Origin of the sequence: Rhodoplanes tepidamans, assembly GCF_030813915.1 — a bacterium.
GTDB classification, from domain to species: Bacteria; Pseudomonadota; Alphaproteobacteria; order Rhizobiales; family Xanthobacteraceae; genus Rhodoplanes; species Rhodoplanes tepidamans.
Genome location: NZ_JAUSUJ010000001.1, coordinates 404,177 through 428,586, shown reverse-complemented (window position 1 = coordinate 428,586; position 24,410 = coordinate 404,177). Strand labels below are relative to the sequence as shown.

At 71.0% G+C, this 24,410-nt stretch carries 21 protein-coding genes; 2 read left to right on the top strand and 19 right to left on the bottom strand.

Going from position 1 to position 24,410, the window contains the following annotated elements:
• Window positions 1-3 precede the first annotated feature (3 nt).
• The 13 genes from J2S22_RS01960 to J2S22_RS01900 all read right to left on the bottom strand — a co-directional run bounded on the left by J2S22_RS01960 (window position 4) and on the right by J2S22_RS01900 (window position 15,378).
• Window positions 4-483, bottom strand: a complete 480-nt coding sequence (locus J2S22_RS01960) for a DVU_1555 family C-GCAxxG-C-C protein (protein WP_272776069.1) — start codon at window positions 481-483, stop codon at window positions 4-6.
• A complete protein-coding gene (gene trsM / locus J2S22_RS01955) occupies window positions 480-1,202 on the bottom strand; it encodes a DVU_1556 family methyltransferase (RefSeq protein WP_272776068.1) in 723 nt (240 codons plus the stop codon). Before trsM ends, J2S22_RS01960 begins: the two co-directional genes overlap by 4 nt.
• Window positions 1,202-1,405, bottom strand: coding sequence for a DVU_1557 family redox protein (locus J2S22_RS01950; RefSeq protein ID WP_272776067.1), 204 nt, complete (start codon window positions 1,403-1,405; stop codon window positions 1,202-1,204). Before J2S22_RS01950 ends, trsM begins: the two co-directional genes overlap by 1 nt.
• Window positions 1,402-3,741: a pyridine nucleotide-disulfide oxidoreductase/dicluster-binding protein gene (locus J2S22_RS01945; protein WP_272776066.1), complete on the bottom strand. Its 2,340-nt coding sequence runs from the start codon at window positions 3,739-3,741 to the stop codon at window positions 1,402-1,404. Before J2S22_RS01945 ends, J2S22_RS01950 begins: the two co-directional genes overlap by 4 nt.
• A 141-nt stretch (window positions 3,742-3,882) precedes the next feature.
• On the bottom strand, window positions 3,883-6,645 hold the full coding sequence (locus J2S22_RS01940) for a molybdopterin-dependent aldehyde oxidoreductase (RefSeq protein WP_272776065.1): 2,763 nt from the start codon (window positions 6,643-6,645) through the stop codon (window positions 3,883-3,885).
• A gap of 68 nt (window positions 6,646-6,713) precedes the next feature.
• A complete protein-coding gene (locus J2S22_RS01935; protein ID WP_272776064.1) occupies window positions 6,714-7,583 on the bottom strand; it encodes an XdhC family protein in 870 nt (289 codons plus the stop codon).
• Window positions 7,584-7,667: 84 nt separating this feature from the next.
• Window positions 7,668-7,865, bottom strand: coding sequence for a 4Fe-4S binding protein (locus J2S22_RS01930; RefSeq protein WP_272776063.1), 198 nt, complete (start codon window positions 7,863-7,865; stop codon window positions 7,668-7,670).
• A 62-nt stretch (window positions 7,866-7,927) separates the two neighbouring features.
• Window positions 7,928-9,022: a hydrogenase large subunit gene (locus tag J2S22_RS01925; RefSeq protein WP_272776062.1), complete on the bottom strand. Its 1,095-nt coding sequence runs from the start codon at window positions 9,020-9,022 to the stop codon at window positions 7,928-7,930.
• Window positions 9,019-9,642 (bottom strand): NADH-quinone oxidoreductase subunit C, encoded by a 624-nt coding sequence (locus J2S22_RS01920; RefSeq protein WP_272776061.1) that lies wholly within the window; start codon window positions 9,640-9,642, stop codon window positions 9,019-9,021. Before J2S22_RS01920 ends, J2S22_RS01925 begins: the two co-directional genes overlap by 4 nt.
• Window positions 9,639-10,142 (bottom strand): 4Fe-4S dicluster domain-containing protein, encoded by a 504-nt coding sequence (locus J2S22_RS01915; protein ID WP_272776060.1) that lies wholly within the window; start codon window positions 10,140-10,142, stop codon window positions 9,639-9,641. The genes J2S22_RS01920 and J2S22_RS01915 overlap by 4 nt, the downstream gene beginning before the upstream one ends.
• 10 nt (window positions 10,143-10,152) lie before the next feature.
• Window positions 10,153-10,590, bottom strand: a complete 438-nt coding sequence (locus J2S22_RS01910; RefSeq protein ID WP_272776059.1) for an NADH-quinone oxidoreductase subunit B family protein — start codon at window positions 10,588-10,590, stop codon at window positions 10,153-10,155.
• Between the two features lie 11 nt (window positions 10,591-10,601).
• Complete coding sequence (locus J2S22_RS01905) at window positions 10,602-11,558, bottom strand: respiratory chain complex I subunit 1 family protein (RefSeq protein WP_272776058.1); 957 nt, start codon at window positions 11,556-11,558, stop codon at window positions 10,602-10,604.
• 10 nt (window positions 11,559-11,568) lie between these two features.
• Window positions 11,569-15,378 carry a proton-conducting transporter transmembrane domain-containing protein gene (locus J2S22_RS01900; protein ID WP_272776057.1) on the bottom strand — a complete coding sequence of 1,270 codons (3,810 nt, stop codon included), beginning with the start codon at window positions 15,376-15,378 and terminating at the stop codon, window positions 11,569-11,571.
• 278 nt (window positions 15,379-15,656) lie between these two features.
• Between J2S22_RS01900 and hypA the strand changes: the two genes are divergently transcribed.
• The gene (gene hypA, locus J2S22_RS01895; RefSeq protein WP_272776056.1) at window positions 15,657-16,052 is read left to right on the top strand and encodes a hydrogenase maturation nickel metallochaperone HypA; all 396 of its coding nucleotides are present in this window, start codon (window positions 15,657-15,659) and stop codon (window positions 16,050-16,052) included.
• A gap of 121 nt (window positions 16,053-16,173) precedes the next feature.
• Here hypA and hypB read toward each other — a convergent pair whose 3' ends face one another.
• The 4 genes from hypB to J2S22_RS01875 form a co-directional block, all read right to left on the bottom strand.
• The gene (gene hypB / locus J2S22_RS01890) at window positions 16,174-16,944 is read right to left on the bottom strand and encodes a hydrogenase nickel incorporation protein HypB (RefSeq protein WP_272776055.1); all 771 of its coding nucleotides are present in this window, start codon (window positions 16,942-16,944) and stop codon (window positions 16,174-16,176) included.
• A gap of 33 nt (window positions 16,945-16,977) precedes the next feature.
• The gene (locus J2S22_RS01885; RefSeq protein ID WP_272776054.1) at window positions 16,978-17,643 is read right to left on the bottom strand and encodes a Crp/Fnr family transcriptional regulator; all 666 of its coding nucleotides are present in this window, start codon (window positions 17,641-17,643) and stop codon (window positions 16,978-16,980) included.
• A 438-nt stretch (window positions 17,644-18,081) separates the two neighbouring features.
• Window positions 18,082-18,990 carry a TorF family putative porin gene (locus tag J2S22_RS01880; RefSeq protein WP_272776053.1) on the bottom strand — a complete coding sequence of 303 codons (909 nt, stop codon included), beginning with the start codon at window positions 18,988-18,990 and terminating at the stop codon, window positions 18,082-18,084.
• 511 nt (window positions 18,991-19,501) lie between these two features.
• The gene (locus J2S22_RS01875) at window positions 19,502-21,421 is read right to left on the bottom strand and encodes a sigma-54-dependent Fis family transcriptional regulator (protein ID WP_307155783.1); all 1,920 of its coding nucleotides are present in this window, start codon (window positions 21,419-21,421) and stop codon (window positions 19,502-19,504) included.
• 718 nt (window positions 21,422-22,139) lie between these two features.
• Here J2S22_RS01875 and J2S22_RS01870 point away from each other — a divergent pair.
• Entirely contained in the window at window positions 22,140-22,325 is a 186-nt protein-coding gene (locus J2S22_RS01870; RefSeq protein ID WP_111355151.1) for a hypothetical protein, read from the top strand.
• A 32-nt stretch (window positions 22,326-22,357) separates the two neighbouring features.
• On the opposite strand, the gene leuD is transcribed toward J2S22_RS01870, so the two are convergent.
• Both leuD and leuC read right to left on the bottom strand, forming a co-directional pair.
• On the bottom strand, window positions 22,358-22,972 hold the full coding sequence (gene leuD, locus J2S22_RS01865; RefSeq protein ID WP_272776051.1) for a 3-isopropylmalate dehydratase small subunit: 615 nt from the start codon (window positions 22,970-22,972) through the stop codon (window positions 22,358-22,360).
• Window positions 22,972-24,408 carry a 3-isopropylmalate dehydratase large subunit gene (gene leuC / locus J2S22_RS01860; protein ID WP_272776050.1) on the bottom strand — a complete coding sequence of 479 codons (1,437 nt, stop codon included), beginning with the start codon at window positions 24,406-24,408 and terminating at the stop codon, window positions 22,972-22,974. Before leuC ends, leuD begins: the two co-directional genes overlap by 1 nt.
• Window positions 24,409-24,410: the final 2 nt, after the last annotated feature.

The window sequence follows — 24,410 nt, the reverse complement described above, 5'->3', positions numbered from 1 at the left end:
TCCTCACGCCGTCGGAGGCGCCGCATCGGCGTCGCCGACCGGCCGCGGCCGGTCGAGATCGAAACCCTGCGCGGCGAGGATCTCGGTCGCCTTGGTCCAGGTGTCGAGGATCAGGCCCGGACAGCGCTCCGCCTTGAGGGCCGGATCGAACTTCATGATGTCGGCGCAGTCGATGCCGCCGTACCGCTCCTTCGCCATGGCGTGGAACCAGCCCGACAGCGCGTCGAGCGCGTCGGCGAAGCGCGGGTCCTCGGCGGCGTCGGCCGGCCCGCGGCCGGCATAGAGGCCGATCACGCAGCAGCCGGCGGAGAGCGCCCCGCAGTTGAAGCCCTGCCCCATGCCGACCGCGAGGCCCGACATGGCGCGGACCAGGTCGGGATCGGCGCGGCCCTGCGCCTCCAGCGCCAGCAGGACGAGGATGTGGCTGCACTTGAAGCCGTCGAGCAGCAGCTCGGCGATGCGGAAGGACGCGTCCGTGCTCATCGTGCTCTCCCCTGGCGGCGGCGGACCGCCTTGCTCGCGACCATCACGTAGTAGCCGAGGGCGGGTCGCCGCCCGCCGTCGCGGCCGCGGCCGCGGTCGCATGCGTCGCCCCACAGCGGATCGAGGGAGCCGTAGGCGAAGATGAAGCGCGCCACCCACTCCCTCAGGACCTCGGAGCGATCCTCGAAATGCAGGATGGTGAAGCCAGCGCCGCAGACCTCGCGGGCGAGCGTCTGCCAGCTCGCGATGCCGGCGGGGCGGTCGTTCTCGTCGCCGGCCGCGGCGCGGCGGTAGACGTCGCTGATCGCGATGCGCGCCCCGGGACGCAGCACGCGGCGCCATTCGGCGAGCGCGCGCCGGCGCTCGCCGACGACCGACAGGCAGCATTCGGCCAGCACGCCGTCGACGCTGCGCGGCCGCAGCGGCAGCAGCACCCCGGAGGCGGCGGCGAAGCGCGCGCCCGCCGCGTGCCGCCGCGCCGCGCGCAGCGCCGGCACCGACAGGTCGATGCCGATCGCCCGCAGGTCGCGCGCCGCCAGGCACGCGGTGCCGGCCCCCTGGCCGCAGCCGACGTCGAGCACGGTGGCGCCGGCGGCGAAGCGGGCGTGACGGAGCATCAGCTCGGTGAGCAGCAGGCCGCCGGGACGCAGCGGCGTTCCGTCCGCCTCGTGGACGAGACCGCTGCCGAACAGCCCCCGGCAGAGCGACGCGTCGGACATCACTTGTCCTCCAGCGCCTGCTCGACCTTCAGCATCTTGCCGGAGGCGAGCTCTTCCGAGACGTAGACGAAGCCGCAGACCGGGCAGCGCGGCAGGTCGACCGGAAAGGTCTGCCCCATGTACGACGCGACCACGCGGCCGATCTCCAGCGGACGGTCGCAGGCCGCGCAGACGAGATCGACGGTGGCCGCGTCCGGGGTCACGACGACGACTCCACGGTCATGCGGTGGCCGTAGGCGCGGTGGACGACGACGCCGACCGGCCCGACCTCGTACTCGACCCAGCAGGTCAGGCTCCCGAGCCGGGCTGACGCGATGCTGCGGCCGGTGCGTGGATCCTTCAGCTTCTGCCCCGTCGTCTCGGCGTGCAGCACGACCCGATCGACGTCCTCGACCAGGATCAGCTTGCGCTCCATGTCGGCCCGCACCGCCGGATCGATGATCAGCCGTCGCTCCCGCGACGGATCGGCCGGCTCGCTCACGTCGTCCCCCCAGAGGTCACGCGCCAGCCGGACCTTCAGCCGGCGCCGGTTGTCGCGCCGCCCGGAGAAGCCGGGATCCGGCCGCTCCGCCGGATCGCCGCCGTCCGCCGCCGGGAACGCGAGGTCGAGCAGATGGGCGGCGCGCTTGCCGCGACGCGCGAAGCTGTCGCGGCACATGGCGCACCAGACCAGGTAGTCGTCGTCGCTCTCGCCGATGCGGCGGTCGACGATGGCGTCGGCGACTTCCGGGTTGGCGAAGGTGACGAGCCCGCCGAAGCCGCAGCAGGTGGTGCGCGCCGCGCCGCCGAGCTCGTGCACCGTCGCGCCGAGCCCGGCGGCGAGCTTCCGCACCGCGTCCTGCGACGCGGCGTCGTGACGCGCGGCACAGGGATCGTGGATGGCGAGCGGCCCGGCGATCGCGGCACGCGCGCCCTCCGGCCAGCCGACCTCGGCGAGCAGCGGCCACAGCGAGCGCACCTCGATATCGGGATGGAGATCGTCCATGTGCCGGAGGCAGCTCGCACAGGCCGTGATCAGCGTCGGCCGGCCGAGCCGCTCCCAGGTCGCGACGAGCCCGGTCCTCACCTCGGCGTGGAGCGTCTCGCGGCCGGACCAGTGCGAGGGCGCGCCGCAGCAATCCAGCACCAAGCCGACCCCGCCGGACAGGCGGCCGCACAGATGCGCGTAGAGCCGCGCGACATGATCGGGCGACGAGCCGGCGAGCGCACAGCCCGGGAAGAACGCGACCGCGCTGGCGTCGTGCCCGGGCTGATGGCGCGCCAGCGTCACCTCGTCGGAGCGCGCGAAGGCCATGTCGCGCAGCGCGAAGTCGTGATGCGAGGGCGGCATCTTGCCCCGCCGCACCATGCTGCGCCGCGCCTCCAGGCAGACCTCGCCCATGGCGAGATCGTTCGGGCACAGCTCCGCACACAGGCCGCACAGGGTGCAGGAGTCGATCATGCGGTTGGCCTTGCGGTTGCCCATCACGATCGAGTCGTTGTTGTAGATCTCGCGCACGTAGCGCTTCGGATAGGCGCCGTAACGGGCGAGGTACGCGCAGGCGTTCACGCATTCGAGGCAGCGGCACGGGAAGCAGCGCGCCGCCTCCGCCATCGCCTCGGCGTGCGTGTAGGCACCGCCCGGCTGCGCCGCGGCGACCGGCGGCTGCGGCGCGTGGGCGGTGACGTTCACGTAGAGGCAGGTGCCGGTCTCCTCGTCGCGGCCGGCGGTCAGCGAGGCGCCCTGCAGGAAGCGGTCGATCGAGGCGGCGGCGCGGCGGCCGTCGGTGATCGAGCGGAGCGGCGACCACGCCGTGCCCAGCCGTTCGTGCAGGCCGGTGGCGAAGACGCCGGGCCGGCTGGTGGTGCGCGTCTCCGGATCGACCGCGATGCGGCCGCTGTCGTTGAGGCGGAGCGCCTCGGCGAAGGCGGAGGCCGGGCGCGCCCCGAGCGCCAGCAGCACCGCGTCGTTGCCGGCGACCAGCGTGTCGAGCCCGAGCGGCCCGTCGCCCGCCGTGACGCGGGCCCGGCAGTTCACCGTCACGCCGAGCTTGGCGAGCCCGCCGATCTCCACCTCGATCGCCGAGGCCGGGAGGATGGTCTCGTCATAGGCGTGGCGCAGCGTCTCGAGCGCGTGCGCATCCGCCTCGATGACCGTGACGGCATGGCCCTTCATGGCGAGGTCGAACGCCGACGTGAGGCCGGCGAGGCCGGCGCCGACGACGGCGATGCGCTTCGGCTTGCGGGCCTTCTGGATCACCCGCCGCGCCGTGCCGTAGGCCTCCTCGACGCAGGCCTGCTCGAGCGCCCGGATGCGCAGCGCCCCGCCCGCCTCGGCTCGCCGGCACGCCGCCTCGCAGGGGTGGTCGCAGACATGGCTGAGGATCGCCGGGAACGGCACGACCGTGGCGTAGACGGCATAGGCGCCGACGAAGTCGCCGGCCTTCATCTTCTCGGCCATGGCGCGCACGTCGACCCGCAGCGGGCACGCGGCGCGACACGCCGGCGGCTGCTCCTCGGTGCAGCGGGCTTCCCAGGCCTTGACCTGCGCGGGATCCATGGCGGCTGTCTCGTCCGTCCGCGCGGGTCCTCCGGCGCGGCGAGAGATGGGGGATCGACACGAGAGGGACGCTCGATCCCCCGGACTTGCGCCCCCCGCCCGCGGCCGGGCGGACGGGGGACGCGGTGGAACCGGGCGACGTCAGGCCGGTTCCAGGTTCTTGCGCGACGTCTCGCCGGCGAGCGCGTCGAGGCCCGCCTTGATGGCGTCGGGCAGCGCCGGGACGCGGAAGATCCGCACCCCGCAGGCGTTGTAGACGGCGTTGAGGATCGCCGGATGCGGCGCCGTCAGCGGCGCCTCGCCGACGCCGGCCGCACCGAACGGGCCGTCCGGCCGCTTCGTCTCGAGATAGAGGATCTCGATGTCGTCGGGGACGTCCTTCGGATACGGGATGCCGCAGTCGCGCAGCGTGGTGTGCAGCTCCAGATCCTCGAAGTCCTCGGTCAGCGCGAGGCCGATGCCCTGGGCGAGGCCGCCGTAGATCTGGCCGTCCACCGTGGCCTTGTTGATGATCGTGCCGACGTCGACCGACGTCGTGAACTTCACCACCTTGGCCTCGCCGGTCTCGAGATCGACCTCGACCTCGGGCAGGAACACCTCGTACATGTAGATGGGGAACGGATTGCCCTGCGCCGTGTCGGCCGAGCAGTCCGTGCACGCCGCCGCGACCCACTTGCCGTCGTAGGCGAGCGGGATGTTCTCGGCCACCATCTCCTTGTAGGTCCTGTAGGTCCCGTCCGGCTTGGTCATCGCCTTCAGCATCATCTCGGCGGAGACCCGGATGGCGTTGCCGCAGAAGACGTTGGAGCGGCTGCCGCCGGCCGGGCCGCCGTTCGGGCCGAAGGTGTCGGCCATCACCAGCTTGACGTCCTCCGGCCTGACGCCGGTGACGCGCAGCACCTCGTGCGCCATGGTCTGGGCGGAGAGATCGGCGCCCTGGCCGTGATCCTCCCAGCCGGAGTGGACGACGAAGCCGGTCGGCGTCATCTCGACCCGGGCCTCCGAGCTGTCCGGCCCGTCGAGGCCGCAGCCGTAGATGCCGAGCGACACGCCGACGCCGCGCTTCTTCTCGGTGTTGGCGGCGTTGAACTCGGCGCAGCGCCGCTTCGCCTCGTAGTATTTCGGCCGGATCATGTCGAAGAGCTGGGGCAGCACCAGCACCTCGGGCTTCTGGCCGGTCGGGGTGGTCGAGGTCTCGTTGTAGAGGTTCTTGTAGCGGAACTCGAACGGATCCTCGCCCATCTTCTCGGCCAGGATGTCGATGGCGATCTCCGAGGCGAGGAAGGACTGGGGCGAGCCGTAGGCGCGGAACGCCGAGCCCCAGGCGTGATTGGTGGCGACGGTGCGTCCGCGGCCGCGGATGTTCTCGAGATGATAGCCGGCACCGGTGAACTGCGCCTGACGCAGGGTGACGAGGTCGCCGAACTCGGAGTACGGACCGTGGTCGAGCCACCAGTCGGTCTCCATCGCGGTGAGCTTGCCGTCGTGGTCGCAGGCGAGCCGGATGTTGATGTTCGCCGGCGAGCGCTTACCCGTGTAGGTGATGTTCTGGTACTGGTCGTAGACCAGCGACACCGGCTTGCCGGTGGCGAGCGCGGCGACGCCGAGCAGCGCCTCCATGGTCGGCGAGAACTTGTAGCCGAAGGTCCCGCCGGTCGGGTTCTGGATCAGACGCAGCTTCTCGGGCGGGAGACCGAGGCCCGGGCAGATCATCGCGTGGTGCAGGTGCACGCCGATCGACTTCGATAGGATGGTGAGGACCCCGTCGTCGTCGACGAACGCCTCGCCGCAGTCCGGCTCGAGATGCAGGTGCGGCTGACGGCTGCAATAGGTGGTGATGTCGACGCTGGCCGCGGCGCTGTCGAAGAACGGCCTGGTGTCCTGTCCCTTGACGACGCCCTGCTCGTAATAGGCGTTGGGAACGCCCGGATGTATCTCGATGGCGTCGGGCGCGAGCGCTGCGAAGCCCGACATGTAGGCCGGCAGCACCTCGAGGTCCACCTTCACCTTGTCGGCCGCGGCGCGGGCGTGCTCGACCGTGTCGGCGGCCACGATGGCGATCGCGTCGCCGAACTGGAACACCTTCTCCTTGCAGAGGATCGGGCGGTCCCAGCCGTCGCCCTTGTTGGTCGGGAAGGTGATCAGGCCGGTTATGGCGTTCTTGCCGGCGACGTCCTTCCAGGTGATGACCTTCTCGACGCCCGGCATCGTCTCGGCTTCCGACGTATCGATGCCCTTGATGAGCGCGTGCGACACCTTGGCCTGGACGAGCGCCAGGCGCAGCGTGCCCTCCGGCATGCGCAGCGCCAGATCGGCGCCGAAGTCCCAGGTGCCGGTGACCTTGGCGACCGCCGACGGGCGGATGTACCGGGTGCCGAGGATCGAGCCGTCCTCCTTCGGCTTGTCGAGCACGTCCTCGGCGCGCTTCTCGCCGCGCATGATCGCGGCGGCGTCCATGACGGCGTCGATCAGCGGCTTGTACCCGGTGCAGCGACACAGGTTGCGGTTGCGATTGAACCACGCCCGCACCTGCTCGCGGGTCGGGCTCGTGTTGGTGTCGAGCAGCACCTTGGCCGACATGATGAAGCCGGGCGTGCAGACGCCGCACTGGGCGCCGCCGTGCGCCATCCAGGCGATCTGCAGGGGATGCAGGTTCTCGGGCGTGCCGATGCCCTCGATGGTGGTGATCCGCGCGCTCGGCGACACCTTGTGCATCGGCGTCGTGCAGGCGCGGATCGGCTTGCCGTCGATGACGACCGTGCAGGCGCCGCACTGTCCGTCCTCGCAGCAGACCTTGCAGCCTGTGAGAAGCATCTTTTCGCGCAGGACGTCGGCCAGCGTGGCGTCGTCGTCGACGACGAGCCAGCGTTCGACGCCGTTCACGTTCAGCGTTCGTCTCTTCACGTCTCCACTCCTGTCGAGATCGGCAGCATCTCTGCCTTTCCTGGGACGATGGTGCGCACGGAGCCTCCTCAGGCAGCCGTGCGGTCTTTCCCGGACCCGCTCGCCGGCGTCTTGCGGACGACCCGGTCGACGGGCCCGGTCATGTTGCGCATCAGCGGGCGGGCGGCCGCCGCGCCCCTGATGTGCGCTACCATCTCGGCGACGACCGAGATGGCGATCTCCTCCGGGGTGTCGGCGCCGATATCGAGCCCGACCGGCGCGTGGACCCGCTCGAGCTGCTCGGGCGGGAGGCCCTCGGCGACCAGCCTCTCGAACACCGTCGCCACCTTGCGCCTGGAGCCGATCATGCCGACATACTCGGCCGGGGTCGCGACGGCCCAGCGCAGCACCCGGCCGTCGATCTCGTGACAGCGCGTCGCGATGAAGATCAGCGACCGGCGGTTCGGCGACAGGCGGGCCATCACCGCCTCGAACTCGCCGACATGGATCGCCTGCGCATTGGGGAACCGCTCGGCGCTCGCGAACTCGGTGCGGTCGTCGACGACCACCACCTCGAGCCCGGCGAGGCGTGCCGCCCGTGCCGTCACGACGCCGACATGGCCGGCACCGAACAGATAGAGAATCGGCGCCGGCCGGATCGCCTCGACGAACACGTCGAGGCTGCCGCCGCACACCATCCCGCTGTCCATCTCGGGATTGTCGTGCAGCCTGAACGACAGCATCTGCGGGCGGCCGGTCGCGATCACCTCGCGGGCCGCCACGATCACCTCGGCCTCGGCCGGGCCGCCGCCGACGGTGCCGACGATCGTTCCGTTCTCGCGGACGAGCATCTTGGCCGACGCGTAGGACGGAATCGACCCGACCACGTTGACGATCGTGGCCAGGGCGCACGGCCGCCCCTCCTCGCGCTCCCGGATCAGCTCCTCGTAGATGTCCACGGCCTGCTCCTTTCGCCGAGGTTGTCCCGCCGGATGCCGTCCGGCCGCGGGTCGCGCCCACGGAGGGCGCGACGGCACGGCCGGTCAGGCGGCGACCGGGACGCAGGAGCCGGACTGGCAGACGTCGACGCACTGCGGCGCGTCGAAGGAGCCGACGCAGTCCTTGCACTTCTTCGGATTGATGGTGAACACCTTGCCCTTGTGGCTGATCGCCTTGTTGGGGCAGACGTCCTCGCAGCTTCCGCAGGCCGTGCAGGTGTCGGTGATGATCATGTGGGCCATGTCTGGTCTCCTTCTGTACGAGCCCGGCGCCGCCCGACGTGGCGGCGGCGGCGACGGGGTCTTCAGCGCTCCGTGCAGGACACGCAGGGATCGATGCTGTTCACGATGATGGCGATGTCGGCGATCTTGGCGTCGGCCAGCATGAAGCGCAGCGCGTCCCAGTTCATGAAGGTCGGCACGCGCCACTTGACCCGCTCGGGCTGCGGGTTGTCGTTGGTCTTGAGGTAGTAGATGAGCTCGCCGCGCGGCGCCTCGCTCTTGGCGATAGCCCGGCCGGGCGGGATGTCGGGGGTCTCGGCGAGGCGCGTCGGCCCGTCCGGCAGGTCGCGCAGGCAGGCGCGGATCAGGTCGATCGCGGTCAACGCCTCGGCGAGCCGGATCATGGCGCGCGACCAGACGTCGCCGTCGGTCAGCACGTGGACCTCGAGCGGCAGCCGGTCGTAGGCCGCGTAAGGCGCGACCGCGCGCACGTCGTAGGCGATGCCCGAGGCGCGGGCGACCGGGCCGACGACACCGCAGGCCAGCCCCTGCTCGCGGGTGAGCACGCCGACGTCGCGGGTGCGGCCGAGAATCGAGCCGTTGGTCCGGTAGGTGGCGACGATCGCCTCGATCTCGGGAACCAGCCGGTCGAGCGCGGCGACCAGGAAGCCGGTCGTCTCCTCGTCGAGGTCGTAACGCACGCCGCCGATGCAGATGGCGCCGAGATCCATGCGGTTGCCGAACACCGTCTCCTTGATGTCCTGGGCGATCTCGCGCACCTGCATGACGTGCATGAACAGCGTCTCGTAGCCGACCAGATGGGCGAGCAGCGCGACGTTGAAGAGGTTGGAGGCGATCCGCTTCACCTCGGCGGCGACGACGCGCAGCATCGCGGCACGCTCGGGGATCGCGATGCCGGCGATCTGCTCGGCCGCCATCGCGAAGGTCTCCGGATGGCTGTTGGAGCACAGCGAGCAGATTCGCTCGGTGAGCACTACGTTCTGCAGCATCGTCCGTTTGGTAGTCAGGTACTCGATGCCGCGATGGACGTGCCCCGCGTTGATGTCGACATGCGTGACGGTCTCGCCGTGCACGTCGATCCGGAAGTACATCGGCTCCTCGAGCGCGACGTGCAGGGGCCCGACGGGAATCGTGTAGGTCTCGGGAACGGTGCTCATGCGGCACCCGCGTGTCCGGTCATGATCTTCTCCCACAGCCCCTTGGTCGAGGCGGCGTTGACCAGCGTCGAGAACGGGATCAGCCGCTCCAGCACGGCGGGGTCGATCGACGCGTCGAGAAACAGGCGGCGCGGATCCGGGTGGTTGCGCACCGTGACGGCGTAGCACTCCATCAGCTCGCGCTCGTTCCAGTCGGCGGTGCGGAACAGCGGCGTCAGCGAGGCGACCGAGCCGCCGGCCGGCAGGTAGGCGACCACGGTGAGGGTGTCGCCGCCGAGGTCGAAGTGATAGGCGAGCTCGTAGGAGGTGCCGTCGAGCGGCGTGCCGCCGAAGCTCACCGGCGCGGGCGCCTCCTCCGCGGCCGCCTCGGCCCCCTCCTCCGCCTCCCCGTCGTCGTCCTCCTCCTCGTCCTCGGGGGCCGGCGGCTGCGAGGCCGAGATCATCGACAGGCGGGCGCCGAGTCCGTGCAGGAGTTGGGCGACCGACAGCAGTTCCTCGCGGTCGGCCAGCCCGGCCCAGGCGACGGTGACGCCATGCGGATCGGTGCTCGACGCGTAGTCGACGCCGCGCGGCGCCGCCTCGCGCAGCCGGGTCTCGATGTCGTCGGGAATGCGGCTCACGGCTTCGCCCTCCGAGCCTTGAGGAACCTGGCGCGGCACTTCGGGCACAGCGACTTGAGCGTCACGGCCTCCTCGGCGGACAGCGGCGGCGCGATGCCGCGCAGCGACGGCGCGGTGGCGAGCGCCGTGGCACCGCACTCGCTGCAGGTCTGGTTGGGGATCAGCCCGAACTCGACCATCGCGTATTTGCGGGCCTGCTCGTGGGCGAGATGCCAGTCGGTGGTCTGGTGGACCGAGCCGGTCGGACAGTGGAACTCGCAGTTGCCGCAGAAGACGCAGCTGTTGTGCCACACCGCGAAGGCGAGTCCGTCCTTGGCCTTGCTGAACCTGATGGCGCCCGCCGGGCAGACGCGCTCGCAGATCTTGCAGCCCTCGCAGGTCGCCGCATCGAAGGTGACGCGGCCGCGGAAGCGCTTGGCGGTCGGCGCCGGGCCGAACGGGAACGGCTCCGTGTACGGGCCCTGGGTCAGGTTGCGGCCGAGAAGCGACAGGACGTTCATGGGTTTCTCCTCACAGCCGCGCGCGCCAGATCTCGATCGCCTTGGCGACGCCTTCGATGATCGCCTGCGGCCGCGGCGGGCAGCCCGGCACGTTGACGTCGACCGGCAGGTACTGGTCGACCGGGGCGCAGACGGCGTAGCTCTCGCGGAAGATGCCTCCGGAGATCGGGCAGACGCCGACCGCCACCGTCACCTTCGGCTCCGGGATCTCCTCCCACAGGCGCAGCACCGCGTCCTTCACGTGGCGGTTCAACGGACCGGTGATCAGCACGATGTCGGCGTGGCGCGGCGAGCCGCAGTACTGGCAGCCGAGCCGCTCGACGTCGTAGCGGGGGATGCACGCCGTGGTGGCGAGCTCGACGTCGCAGCCGTTGCACGAGCCGCTGTTGATCCGGTAGAGCCAGGGCGACCGCGCGGCGATGCGCTTGAGGTTCCGGGCGAGCAGCATCTCCGCCTCCGTCACACCACCACGACGACCGTGAGGCTCGCGGCGGCGAGCAGCAGCGGCCACTTCAGGAAGAACGAGAAGGCCTGGTCGATGCGCATGCGGCCGATCGAGACACGCACCGCGCTGATCCCGACCACCAGCAGGCCGAGCATCATCGCGAGCCAGACGGCGAAGCCGGCGATCCCGTCCGGCGCCACCGGACAGAACAGCGCGATGCCGAGCGACAGCACCACCACGGTCTTGAGCGCCGACATCACCTTGAACAGCGCCAGCGCCGGGCCCGAGTACTCGAGCAGCGGGCCTTCCAGGATCTCGGTCTCGGCCTCCGGGATGTCGAACGGCACGATCCCAAGATTAGCCGGATAGAAGAACAGGAAAGCGGCGACCGCCGGCCACATCACCGGATCGAGCAGATAGGCGCCGTGCTCCTGCTGGTGACGGACGATCTCGGCGAGCGAGAAGGTGACGACCTGCCCCTCGGCGTGGCCGGTGCGCAGCCCGACCGCGGCGACCACCAGCACGATGGTCGCCTCGTAGGCGAGCATCAGCGCCATCTCGCGCGAAAAGCCGACGGCGCCGAACGGCGAGCCCGAGGCCGAGCCGGCGATCATCAGGGCGATGCCCGGCACCGACAGCAGATAGAGCAGCACCAGCAGGTTGCCGAGCCGCGGGTCGGGCATATAGACCCCGGCGATCGGCACCAGCGCGACGGCGAGCGCCATCGCCACGACCCCGATCAGCGGCGCCGCCAGGAACACGCCCGGTACTGCCGTGTCCGGCACCATGGTACGCTTGAACCCGAGCTTGACCAGGTCGAAGGCCGGCTGCAGCAGCGGCGGCCCGACGCGGCCCTGCAACCGCGCCGCGACGCGGCGATCGACGCCCTTGAGCGCCAGGCCAAGCGCGAAGGCGAACAGTCCTCCGGGAAACACCAGGACGGAGACGAGGACGACGAGTTCGGTCGGCATGGCGGGCTCCTCAGGCGCGGTCGCCGCCGCGGGTCCGGCGCGGCGCGAACAGTGCTCTCACCGCCGCGTCCGGCGTCTCGAACAGGCTGGCGGCGCCGACCCGCGTCGCCTCCGGCAGGAGGTCGCCGACGCCGCATTCGTGCACGTGGGTGCGCACCACCCCGGCGCGATGGCCGAGCCGCAGCCAGGGCAGCAGCACGGCGGCCAGGATCAGCACCAGCACCGAGACGAGCCCGGGGCTCCACGCCTCCGCGCCCGGCAGCGGCCCGACCAGGCTGGCGGCGATCGGCACCATGCCGAGCTCGGCCTGGATGGCGGCGATCGGCACCAGCAGCAGGCCGGGAACGACGCCGACCACCAGGCTGGCGCCGGTGAGCACCGCTATCGGGATCAGCATCGCGAGCGGCGCCTCGCGGGCCTCCAGCGCCTTGGCGGTCGGCGCCCCCATGAAGGCGGCATGCGCGAACTTCAGCACGGCGGCGAGCGTGAACAGGCTCGACACCATGGCGGCCGACCCGAGCAGCCAGTGGCCCGACTGGAAGCACGCCTGGAAGATCACCCACTTCGACGAGAAGCCGGCGAGCGGCGGGATGCCGGCGAGCGACAGCCCGGCGACCAGGAACATGCCGAAGGTGAACGGCATGCGCCGGCCCAGCCCGCCGAGCTCGTCCAGCATGGTGGCGTGGCTCGCCACCATCACGGCCCCGGCGACCAGGAACAGCGTGTCCTTGAGCAGCATGTGGTTGACGAAGTGCATCAGCCCGCCGGCGACGCCGAGCGGCGTGCCGAGCGCGACCCCGAGCAGAACGTAGCCGAGCTGGCAGACGGTCGAGTAGATCAGCAGCAGCTTGATGCCGTTCTGCACCATCGCCATGGCGCCGGCATACACGATGGTGAGGCCGGCGATCACGGCGATCGCCTGCATGATCACCGGCTGCCCGTGGACAGTGCCGCCGATGCGGCCGAGCATCGCGGCGCCGCCGAACAGAACGGTCAGCTTGAGCACGCCCCACGGGCCGCTCTTGAGCAGCACGGCCGAGATGTAGCCGCTGACCGGGGTCGGCGCGAGCGCCGGATGCATCTGCCAGTCGATCCGCAACGGCAGCTGCGCCGCCTTCATCACCATGCCGAGCAGGATCAGCACCACGGCGGGTCCGAAGGCGGCGACCGGCAGGCCGGGCAGCGCGGCGCCGATGCCGGCGAGGTCGAAGCTGCCGGTACGGGCCGTGAGCAGGGCGAAGCCCAGGAACATGAAGCTCGCCCCGACCGTGTTGAACAGCACGTACTTGAAGCCCTCGCGGCGCGCCGCCGGAGCCTCCTCGTGGATGATCGCGGCCCACAGGGCCCAGCTGCTCATCAGCTCCCAGAAGGCGAAGAAGCCGTACACGTCCGTGGCCGCCGTCATGCCGATCAGACCGGCGATCATCACCAGGACCGCGGCGTAGAAGCGCGGCTGGGCATGGCCGTGCGCCATGTAGGCGGTGGCGTGCAGCATGTTGAGGGCACCGACGCCGGCGATCAGCAGGGCGAAGCAGAACGACAGCAGATCGTAGCGGCCGGGCTCGGCGGCGACGCCCACCGCGGCGGCGACCAGGACGGCGACCGCGAGCCCGCCCGCCCAGGCGACCGAGCGGCGGCCGACCAGCCACACGGCCCCTGCCCCGACCATCGCGATCACGGCGCCGGCCGGCCAGGCGATGACCAGATCGGGCAGCACGGCGGGGGCGAGACCGTTGCGGGCGGCGAGCTCGGCGCCGACCTCGGCGACCAGCGCGAGCTGGACGCCGGGCACCAGACCGCCGAGCACGATGGCTACGGCCAGCACGCCGATGGCGACCAGCATGCTGGCCGGCGCCTCGCGTACCGCGGCGTCGCCCGTGTAGGGCTCGAAGAACAGAACCCGGACGACCCGCAGGTAGTAGACGAGGCCGACCACGCCGCCGAGCAGCATGAGCGCGGCGATCTCGATCCGGCCGGCGCTCGCCGCCGCGTAGACCATCAGGAACTTGGAGGTGAAGCCGGAGAACGGCGGCAGGCCGATGATGGCGAAGGAGGCGAGCGCATACGCCCCGGCCGTGAACGGCATGCGGCGGCCGAGCCCGGCGAGATCCTCGATCCGGCGCAGGCCGGTGCGCAGCAGGAACGCGCCGGCGGCGTAGAACAGCAGGGTCTTCATCACCGCGTGATTGGTGACGTGGAGCAGTGCGGCGTCGGCGGCGAGGGTGGTGCCGATGCCGAGCACGGCGGCGATCTCGCCGATCTGCGCCAGGGTCGACCAGGCGAGCATGCGCTTGAGCTCGCCCTCGAGCAGCGCGCGGATTTCGCCGTAGGCGAGCGTCGCGGCGCCGAGCACCATCAGCACCACGTCGAACCCGACCGGGCTGACCCGCGAGATCGCCGTCGCCCCGAACACCAGCCAAAGCACCTTCAGCATGCCGAACAGGCCGGCCTTGGTGAGGATGCCGGACAGCGGCCCGGAGACCGACGACGGCGCCTGGGGGTGGGCGAGCGGTAGCCACGCATGCAGCGGCACGAGGCCGGTCTTCACCGCGAAGGCGACGAAGAAGCAGGCCGCCGCCGCCTGCCCCGCCGCCGGGGCGAGCGAGCCGGCCCGCGCGACGAGATCCGCGAAGGCGAAGGAGCCGATCTGCGCATGCACCAGCAGGATGCCGAAGTGCATCACATAGGCGCCGGACGCGCACATCAGGAAGTAGACGAGGCCGGCGCGCAGCGCCTTCGGGGTCTGCTCGTGGACGACCAGGAAGTACGACGTCCAGGTCATCAGCTCCCAGAACAGGTAGAAGTTGCCGAACTCGTGCGACGTGGCGACGCCGATCAGCGAGCCGGTCATCAGCAGGGCGAAGAAGTAGTAGCGGTTGCTCCATTCGGAGCGCGCCATGTAGTCGACCGAGTAGACCACCATCAGGAAGGCGATGCCGGCGAACAGCAGCGCGAACAGCCGCGAGGCCGGGTCGAGGTCGGCGTCGACCGCCACCAGCACCACGGTCGCGGCCGCGATGACCACCGCCGCCGCGTCGCGCGCCCGGGTCGAGAGGCGCCCGAGTCCCCACACCACGAAGCCGCCCACATAGGGCACCAGCACCAGCACCGACCACGGGCTCTCGAACACCGGCACGGCGGCGCCGTCGCCGATATGGGCGAGGGCCTCGGCGGCGTGCAGGACCGGCTCCGGCCACAGGCTGATCGCGACGGTCGCGACCGTCAGAAGCGCGGCGAGGGGAACGGCGATCCGCGGCGCGGCGGCGAGCGTCACCTGCCGGACCGGTCGCTCGAGGCAGACGCGCTGCACGACGAGCATGTAGTAGGTCGCCGCCACCATGGTGGCGAGCGTGCCGACCGCCGCGAGCATCCAGTGGCCCTGCTCGATCGCGGCATAGAGGATCAGGAACTTGGAGAACGAGCCCTTGAACGGCGACAGGCCCATCACCGAGAAGATGCCGAAGGCGAACACGGTCGCCATCGCCGGCATGCGGTGGCCGGTGCCGCGCAGATCGTCGAGGCAGGACGAGCGCGTGCGACGGATCAGATACCAGCCGACCACCACGACGAGGCCGCGCATCACGATCTGGTTGCCGATGTGCATCCAGGCGCCCGCCTCGCCGGCCGGCCCGCCGAGCCCGAGGCCGATCAGCACGTAGCCGATCTCGGCCACGGTCGAGACCAGGATCGTGCGGGTCAGGCGCGGCAGGCTCACCAGCGCACCGACCTCGCCGAAGAACAGGAAGATCGCGCCGATCCACGCGACCGCCAGCGGATCGATCGTCGTCTGGGAGAGCATCGCGCCAATCCTCCGGAACATCGCGTCGGTCGATCGGCACGCTAGGCCGGCGGAGCCCACCTGTATGTCGGCTGGCCGACAGGTAAGCATTCGACCGAAGTCGTTCTGATCATTTGCCGTTCCGGGCGGCGCCCGACGTCGCATATCGCGACACCCGAAGCGCCCCGGTGCGACGATCGCGCGACACTCCGGCACGGCTGCGGTGCAAATCGCGCAGCTCGCCGGGCGCCGAGGACCGGCGTATGATGGTACATGCTGCGGTCGCGCGCCGGCGCCGCGCCGCGACTCGGGAGACCCGCATGCACGAGGCGGCGGTCGTCGACGGCCTGATTCGAATCCTGGTCGATCGCGCCGCCGGCGCCGGCATCGCGCGCATCGTCTCGGTGAAGGTCGTGATCGGCCGGCTGCGCGGGCTCGACCCACGCCAGATCCGCGGCTGTTTCGAGATCCTCGCCGAGGGCACGGTCGCGGAAGGCGCGCGCCTCGACGTCGTCGCGGTCGAGACGGCGGCGCGCTGCCGGACCTGCGGGCGCGACTACGCGGTGCCGCGCTTCCGGTTCGTCTGCCCGGCCTGCGGCGGCAGCGACGCCGACGTGACTCACGGCCGCGAGCTGCATGTCGAGTCGTTCGAAGGTATCGGGGCCGCAGCCGACATCGGCACGCACGACGACGCCCGCGGTCACGCGGCTCCGTGACGCCCGCGGCCGACGATCTCCGCCGAAGACCTTCGCAAAGACGAAACGGCCCGGCTCGAGACCGTCGAGCCGGGCCGCCCCCTCGTCGTCTCGGCGGGGATGCCGACGACGAAGCCGTCATCTAGGCCGCGCGCAGCGCCGCCCGGTGGGCGGCGAGCTCCGCCGTCAGCCACGCCGTCCACGCGTCGATCCCGCGACCGGTGCGCGCCGAGATCTCGGCGATCGGTCCGTTGCCGCGCACCCGGCCGACCGCGGCATGCGCGCGGTCGACGTCGAAGTCGTCGATGTGCGGCAGCAGGTCGGTCTTCGTGAGGACCACGAGGTCGGCGTTGCGGAAGATCACGGGATACTTGTCGGGCTTGTCGTCGCCTTCCGTCACCGAGAGCAGTACGACGTTGCGGTGCTGGCCGATGGCGAAGTCGGCGGGGCAGACCAGGTTGCCGACGTTCTCGATGAACAGGATGTCGACCTCGCGCAGCGACAATCCGTCCAGGGCGTCGTGCACCATGCCGGCGTCGAGATGGCAGACCACCCCGGTCGAGATCTGCACGGCCGGCACGCCGTGGCGGCGAATACGTTCGGCGTCGTTCTCGGTCTCCAGGTCGCCCTCGATGACGGCGACCCGGATGCCGGGCGGCAGCGCCGCGATGGTGGCTTCGAGCAGGCTCGTCTTGCCGGAACCGGGCGACGACATCAGGTTCACGGCCAGGATGCCGTGGCGGTCGAGATGCGCCCGCACGTGCGCAGCCATGTGGTCGTTCGCGGAGAGGAGCCCGGCACCGACGGCGACGACCTCGCCGCCGCCGTGCCCGTGATCGTGCGTGTGATCATGGCCGTGACCATGATCGTGCTCGTGGACGTGCCGGGATCCGCATCCGCAGGCGTCGCACATTCGGATCGTCCTTCTCGATGGGGCCGCCGCGCGTCACCGCTCGGTGGCGAGTTGCTCCCGCAGCCGCCCGAGATCCGAGATCACCAGGGAGCCGGCGCCGAATCGACGCAGCAGGCCGCTGCGTCCGAGCTCGGCGATGACGGTGGACACCGACTGCCGGGTCGCGCCGATCTGCATGGCGAAGTCCTCGGCGCGCGGAGGCGCGTCGAGGACGACCCCGTGGGCGACCGGCCGGCCGTCCCGGTCCGCCGCCTCGCACAGCGCCCGGATCAGCCGGTGCTTGACCCCGTGGAAGGCCATGTCCTCGATCATGCGGATCGACTTCTGCAGCAGACGGTCGATCAGCGGCGCCACCGCGAGGGCGAGATCGGAATCGGTGCGCGCCAGCGTCCTCAGGGTCGTGGTGACGATGACGACGACCTCTGCGTCCTTCTTGACCTCGAGTGCCGAGCCCGCGTGCAGGTAGACGGCGTCGCCGGGCTCGAGCATGAACAGCGTCAGCTCCTTGCCCTCGAACGAGACGAAGTGGCGCAGCCGCCCGCGGCGGACGACCATCAGGCTGCCCTCGCCGGCGTCCTCCTCCTCGACCGCACCGTCGACGAGCTGGCCGGCGGCGAGATGGCGCACGGCGAGATGACGGCCCATCGGTCCGCTCAGCATGCGCTCGACGATTCCGCTCAGGCTCCGGTCAGGCAGCATCGCGCACCTCGTGGCGCTGCGGGGCGGTCCGCCCGGGCGCGACATCCACCGGCCACGTCGTCGTGATCACGACAGGATCGGCGCCGTGGCCCGGCCCGTGTCGAGACGGCACTGCGGCCGATCGTTCTCGCGTCGCCCCGATGATCATCGCGCCGGCCCGACCGTCGTCTGCGTTCGATGCCGTGAATTATAAGAATCGTTCCACGTCGAGACATATCCTCGAGTACGTAGAGAGCAATCGAAAACAGACTTCGCCGTCGCGACATCTGTCGCGAATTGCGACACCTGCAGCAGACTGCGACAGGCCCGTCCCGACGACCTGCCGCCCGCCCGGCGCTGCATCGCTCGGACGGGCGTCTCGGGACGAAAAAGGGGCGGCGCCTCCGAAAGAGACCGCCGCCCAGATGCGGGAGGTTCAGAGCCGCCGACGGTCTCTCGTCACTTCATCAGCGAGAAGACCGTGGTCGCCGCCGACAGCTTGGCGGTGAAGCGCGCGCCGCACCAGTTCGATTCGATCGTCCCGCCGGCCAGCAGGGTCGCGTGGGGATCGCCGGTCAGCGTGAAGCAGTCGGCCTTCGAGAGGTCGGTGTCGGTGTAGCGCAGATCGAGCGTGAACGCCTTCCAGGTGAAGCCGACGCCGACGTTCCAGGTGTTCCAGTCCGGCAGATCGGCGCCGCCGTCGGTCGTTCCGAGATACTGGTGACCGAACTCGCCGGACAGATAGGCGCCGATGCCGGAGGGCAGCACGGTGGCCGGCGCCGTGATCTTGGCGAGGCCGGCGACATAGGTGCCCTCGGCCGTGGTGGCGAGGAAGTCCGGGCTGTAGTTGACGTTGGCGCCGACCGCGAGCCACGGCGCGACCGTCCAGGTGAACTTGCCGTAGGCTTCGACGAAGTTGCCGGGAACGCCGCCGGCCGCCACGATGCCGGGGTAAGGCGCCGCCCAGTCGGCGACGTAGAAGTCCTCCTTGCCCGGGTAGTTGTAGCTCCAGCCGCCGACGTCGAAGGCGACCGGGCCGAAGCTGGCGCGGATGCCGCCCCAGACGTCGACCTCGGCCGCCGGCGAGTTGCGCAGCTTGACGCTCTCGGTGCTGAAGCCGACGTAGAACTGGAGGTTCTGGTTCACGTTGTACATCGGCGAGAAGAACACCGATGCGGACGGATCGTGGGCCGACTGCGTCAGGCCGCGGAACAGATAGTCCGAGACGATCGATCCGCCGAAGGCGATGTCCCACGGGCTCGGCGGCTCGACCGCCGCGAGCCTGGGTGCCTTGTATGCGAGGTCGGCGCCGAACGCCGTGGTGGCGAGACACGTGGTCGCCACCGTGATCAGGGTTGTGACTTTCATGGTTCTCTCCCCTTCCCCAGTCCGGGGCGCCGTGACGGGCGCCGTCCGAACCCCCACGCGGAACGCCGCCGAACGGCGGCACAGCCCGACCGTTCCCGGCCACCGACGTGGCCGGGCGGTCCGATCTGCTTCTCCGCGACACCGGCGCCCGCGATCCCGACGAGCGGAGCGGAGCACCGACGGAACCGTAACATCGGGGTTTCTCGACGAGGTATACATCACATTACGTATCGGGCGCCCGTTCGACTTTGTTTTTCACGCCGATACTGTCGCAGGCTGCGACACCTGGAGCAGGATGCGACAACGCCGTAGCGCGACGTCGTCGGGGACGCCGGATCCTCCGACGCGCCGCGCGGACATATCGGACTGACGGGACGAAGCCGGCGCTCCGGGCGTGGCGTGGCGATTCGATCCCTCACGCGGACCTGATCAGGTTCCGTCGCGCGTCACGAGCTGATCACGACGCGCGAGCGCCGGATCGTGAACGCCGCGGCCTGTCCGGCCGACCGCGTCACCCGGCGGGGTTCTGGTCGCCGTCCGGGGCCGCCGTGTGGCGGCCCGGTCCGAACAGCCGGCGATACAGCGTGGAGCGGTGAATGCCGAGGCGGCGCGCCGCCCGCGAGATGTTGCCCTGCTCGGCGGCGAGCGCCGCCCGCATCGCGGTGAGGGTGATCGAGTCGAGGCCGGCCGCCTGCTCGGGCCACGGCGGCGTCTCCGGCCGCGGCTCGGCGCGCGCCTCGCGCATCTCCTGCGGCAGCGTCGCCACCTCGATCACCTCGCCGGCCGCCGCCAGCACGGCGAGCGCCCGCAGCGTGCCGACGAGCTGGCGGTGGTTGCCGGGCCACTGATAGGCCGTGAGCGCCGCGAGGATCTCCGGCGTCAGCCGATGCGTCTCGCCCGGCGAGGCGATCTGCTCCCAGGCCTCGGCGATCAGCGCCGCGCGGCCGGGATCGTCGCGCAGCGACGGCAGGTCGACCGTGTAGCCGGCCAGGAGCGCGAAGAGATCCTGCCGGAATGCGCCGGCGGACACGAGGTCGCCGAGGCGGCGGCGGGTCGCCGACACCAAAGCGAGATCGAAAGGCGCCTCGACGTTGGGATCGCGCCCGGCCCCGCGATGCCGCAGCAGCCGCACCAGCCGCTCCTGCAGGCCGACCGGCATCGCGTCGATCTCGTCGAGCAGCAGGACACCGCCTTCGGCGCGCCGGAGCGCCCCGTCCGCCGCGACGCGGTCGGGATCCTCGGCGTCGCCGAACAGCGCCGCGGCGAGCGCGGTGCCGTCCGTCACGGCGCAGTCGGCGACCACGAAGGGGCCTTCGCGGCGCCGGCTGGCGGCGTGCAGGCGGCGAGCGAACATCTCCTTTCCGGTACCGGTCTCGCCCTGCACCAGGATCGACAGCCCGGCGTCGGCGAGACGGGTGGCACGTCCGAGACTCTTGAGCGTCGCCTCGTCGAACACCGGCATCGCCTGGGCGAGCAGCAGCTCGCGGTCGGACGAGACGCGCAGCGTCAGCTTCGGTCGGCGTTGCGGATGCAGGCGGCCGAAGAGGGTGCGGCCTTCCGTCGTCGCGAAGCGGGTCCCCTCCGGCGAGCGCGCCCGCATGATGTGCCCGCGCGCTACGTCGAACAGGTCGCCGAACCGCTTGGCGCCGAGATCGGACCAGTCGAGACCGAGCAGCCGCAGCGCCCGGCGGTTCGCACCGACCACGCGGTCGTCCTCGAAGGCGAGACGTCCCTCGTGCAGCGTGCCCATCAGGCCCGGATCGCAGTGGAAGTGCACCTGCTCGTGATCCCGGAAGCGGTCGTTGAACAGATGCGACTCGATCTGCTCGGCGGCACGCCGGACCAGCGCGAGCGTGTGGGTCTGCGGAATCTCCGAGGCGTTGGTGAGATCGAGAACGCCGACGATGTCGCCGGTCGGCCCGAAGATGGGAACGGCCGAGCAGCTCAGCACCCGGTGGACGTCGAAGAAGTGCTCGGCGCCGACCACCCGGACCTCCTGACGCTCGGCGATCGCGGTGCCGATGGCGTTGGTCCCGACGTTCTCCTCGCTCCACGGAATGCCGGGCCGGAGCGCGACGCGCGACGCGAGCTCGGCGAACTCGACATTGCCGGTGCGCGACAGCACGATGCCGGTCGGGTCGGTGAGGATGACGATCGCTCCGGTCATGCGGGCGTCGTCGTCGAGCGCGTCCATCTCCACCCGGGCCGCGCGGACCAGCTCGTCGTTGCGGCTGTGGACGTCGCGGAACTCGCGGTAGGAGAGCGGCTCGAAGCGCGGCAGGAAGTCCATCTTCAGGCCGAGCGCGGCGCAACGCACCCACGACCGCCCGATCGATCCGGGGATCCCGCGGGCCGGGACGACGCCTTCCACGAGAAAGCGCTGCCGCGCCTTCAGCACGGTCTGCGGATCTCGCGCGGATCTGCCCGTCACCATAGGCGCACCCATCGCAGGAGCTACGGTCGGACTTGCGGACGGGCGGATCACACCGATCCGTCCGGGAAGCAGGAGGCGCGACGTGGGCGGAGCAACCGGGCTCCGGGCCGACCTCCCTCGGGGACGAGCCGCAGAGACTTGATTAGCGCGATGGTACTGCAGGGTTCCGGCCCTGGAATTGACCTAAACAATGAGAGCGATGCGTTTTCCGAGAACCTCCCCCTCCTCGGGCGCATGGGAGGCGCACCGCCTCGTCGGGGCCACGGTCCGGTGCCCCGGCACGGCACGGCGTCCGGCATCGCGGCGGCACAGGCCTGCCGCGACAGGAGAAACCGTCGCGAGCGACCGGCCGGGGCCGGGGCGCGTCCGGGCCGGCGAGACGCCCGCCCAGACGTTCAATGAACTCTGTCCCAGTTTCTAGGATTTCCTCCCGACCATTCCGCCTGTCGCAGAATGCGACACGGCCCGGTCGCGTGGCGGCTCGCGTCGGGCCCGTCGCGCCGCGGGCAACGCTGGACGGCCGAGCCTGCTGCGGCGCTCCGGGCCTGGGACCGGCCCATGCGCGGGCGGCGCTGCGACCGCCCTGGCGGTGCGGACGGACCCCGTAGTTGCCTCATCAGTAATCATTCTGATGATTTTTTCGCCTTTTGACACGAGATCTCCAGCGTCTGGTCAGAATCTTCGTGCAGGCTCCGCTGCATCTCGGGAGGACGAGATGACCGATTGCAACTACCGCGGCTACCGTATCATCACTAAACGCGACGAGACCTGGAAGGCCGAGATCTATGCGCCCGGCACCTACGGCGTCGTCGAAACCATCACCACCCCCCAGCAGGACGAGCGAAGCGTGATCCTGATGGCGCAGGCCCGGATCGACCAGGACTGCCCCCGCCACTGCTGACGACCTCCCCCGCCTGACGGCCCGGCCGCGCGTCATCCCCGATCGCGCGGCAGGCTCCACGGATACATCGCCGCCCGCTCCGCCGCGAAGGCGCGGACGGCCTCCGTGTGGCTCAGCGTCAGGTCGATGTCGTCCCAGCCGTTCAACAGCTTGGTCCGCCACACGTCGTCGACGGCGAACGGGATGGTCTCGCCGTCGCAGCCGATGGTGCGCTCCGCGAGGTCGATCGACACGCGGTGTCCCGCCGCGGTGCGGCCGAGCAGGCGCTCCGCCGCCGCGTCGTCGACCCGTGCCGGCAGCAGGCCGTTGTTGACCGCGTTGGAGGCGAAGATGTCGCCGAAGCTCGGCGCGATCACGCAGCGGAATCCGAAGTCGACCAGCGCGTAGACGGCCGCCTCGCGCGACGAGCCGGAGCCGAAGTTGCGCCGCGCCACCAACACGCGTGCGCCCGCGAACGCCGGATCGTCGAGGGCGAGCCCACGCGACGTGCCGTCGGTGTCGAAGCGCAGGTCGTGCAGAAGGAAGCCGCCGTAGCCGGCAGCCCGCGGCTGCTTCATAAAGCGCGCCGGGATGAGCTGGTCGGTGTCGACATTGGCGAGCGGCAGCGGGCAGGCGACGACGGCGTCGAGGCGGCGGAACGGCTCCATCAGATCCTCCCGGCGAGCAGCGGCCGCACGTCGGCGAGCCGTCCGGCGACGGCGGCGGCCGCCACCATGGCGGGCGACATCAGGTGGGTGCGGGCGCCGAGCCCCTGGCGGTTCTTGAAGTTGCGGTTGGTCGTGGAGGCGCAGCGCTCGCCCGACGGCACCTGGTCGCCGTTCATGCCGACGCACATCGAGCAGCCGGAGTCGCGCCACTCCAGGCCGGCCGCGACGAAAACGCGGTCGAGCCCCTCCTGCTCGGCCTGCTGCTTGACCAGCGACGACCCGGGCGAGACGAGGCCCGGCACCCGCGCGCTACGGCCGGCCAGCACGGCGGCGGCGGCGCGCAGATCCTCGATGCGCGAATTGGTGCAGGAGCCGATGAACACCCGGTCGATCGCCACCTCGGCGAGCGGCCGGCCCGGCACCAGATCCATGTAGGCGAGCGCGTCGCGCACGTGGCTCGCGCGGGCCGGATCGGCGATGCGGTCCGGGTCCGGCACGGCGGCGTCGATCGGCAGCGCGTCCTGCGGGCTGGTGCCCCAGGTGACGACCGGCACGATCTCCTCGCCCGCGAACGACACCTCGGTGTCGAAGGCGGCGTCGGCGTCGCTCGCCAGTGCCAGCCAGTCGGCGGCGGCGCGATCGAACGCGGCGCCCTCCGGCGCGAACGGGCGCCCCCGCAGGAACGCGATGGTGGTCGCGTCGGGCGCCACCATGCCGCAGCGGCCGCCCCCCTCGATCGACAGGTTGCACAGCGTCAGCCGCCCCTCCATCGACAGGCCGGTGACGGCCGAGCCCGCATACTCGATCGCGTGCCCCTGCGCTCCGTCGGCCCCGAGCCGGGCGATCCAGGTCAGCGCCATGTCCTTGGCGCCGACGCCCGGCGCCGGCGTGCCGTCGATCCGGATGCGCATGCGCTTCGGCCGGCGCTGCCAGATCGTCTGGGTGATCAGCACGTGCGCCACCTCGGACGCGCCGATGCCGAACGCGAAGGTGCCGAAGGCGCCGTGCGTCGAGGTGTGGCTGTCGCCGCACACCGTCACCAGGCCGGGCAGCGTCAGCCCCTGCTCCGGGCCGACCACGTGGACGATGCCCTGACGCGGGTCGTCGAGGCCGAACAGCCGGATGCCGTGGACCGCCGTGTTGCCGGCGAGCCGGTCGACCATCGCGCGGACGCTGTCGTCGGCGATCGCCGGACGGCCGCGGGTCGGCACGTAGTGGTCGGCGACCGCGAAGGTGAGGTCGGGCCGTGCCACGGCGGCGCCCCGCGCCGCCAGCTGCGCGAAGGCGTGGTGCGAGCCCTCGTGCAGGAAATGCCGGTCGACGAACAGGAGCGTCTGGCCGTCCTCGCGGGTGACGACGGCATGGCTGTCCCACAGCTTGTCGAACAGGGTGCGGGGCGGCGGAGTGGTGGATCGTGTCGTCGTGGATCGGGTCATGG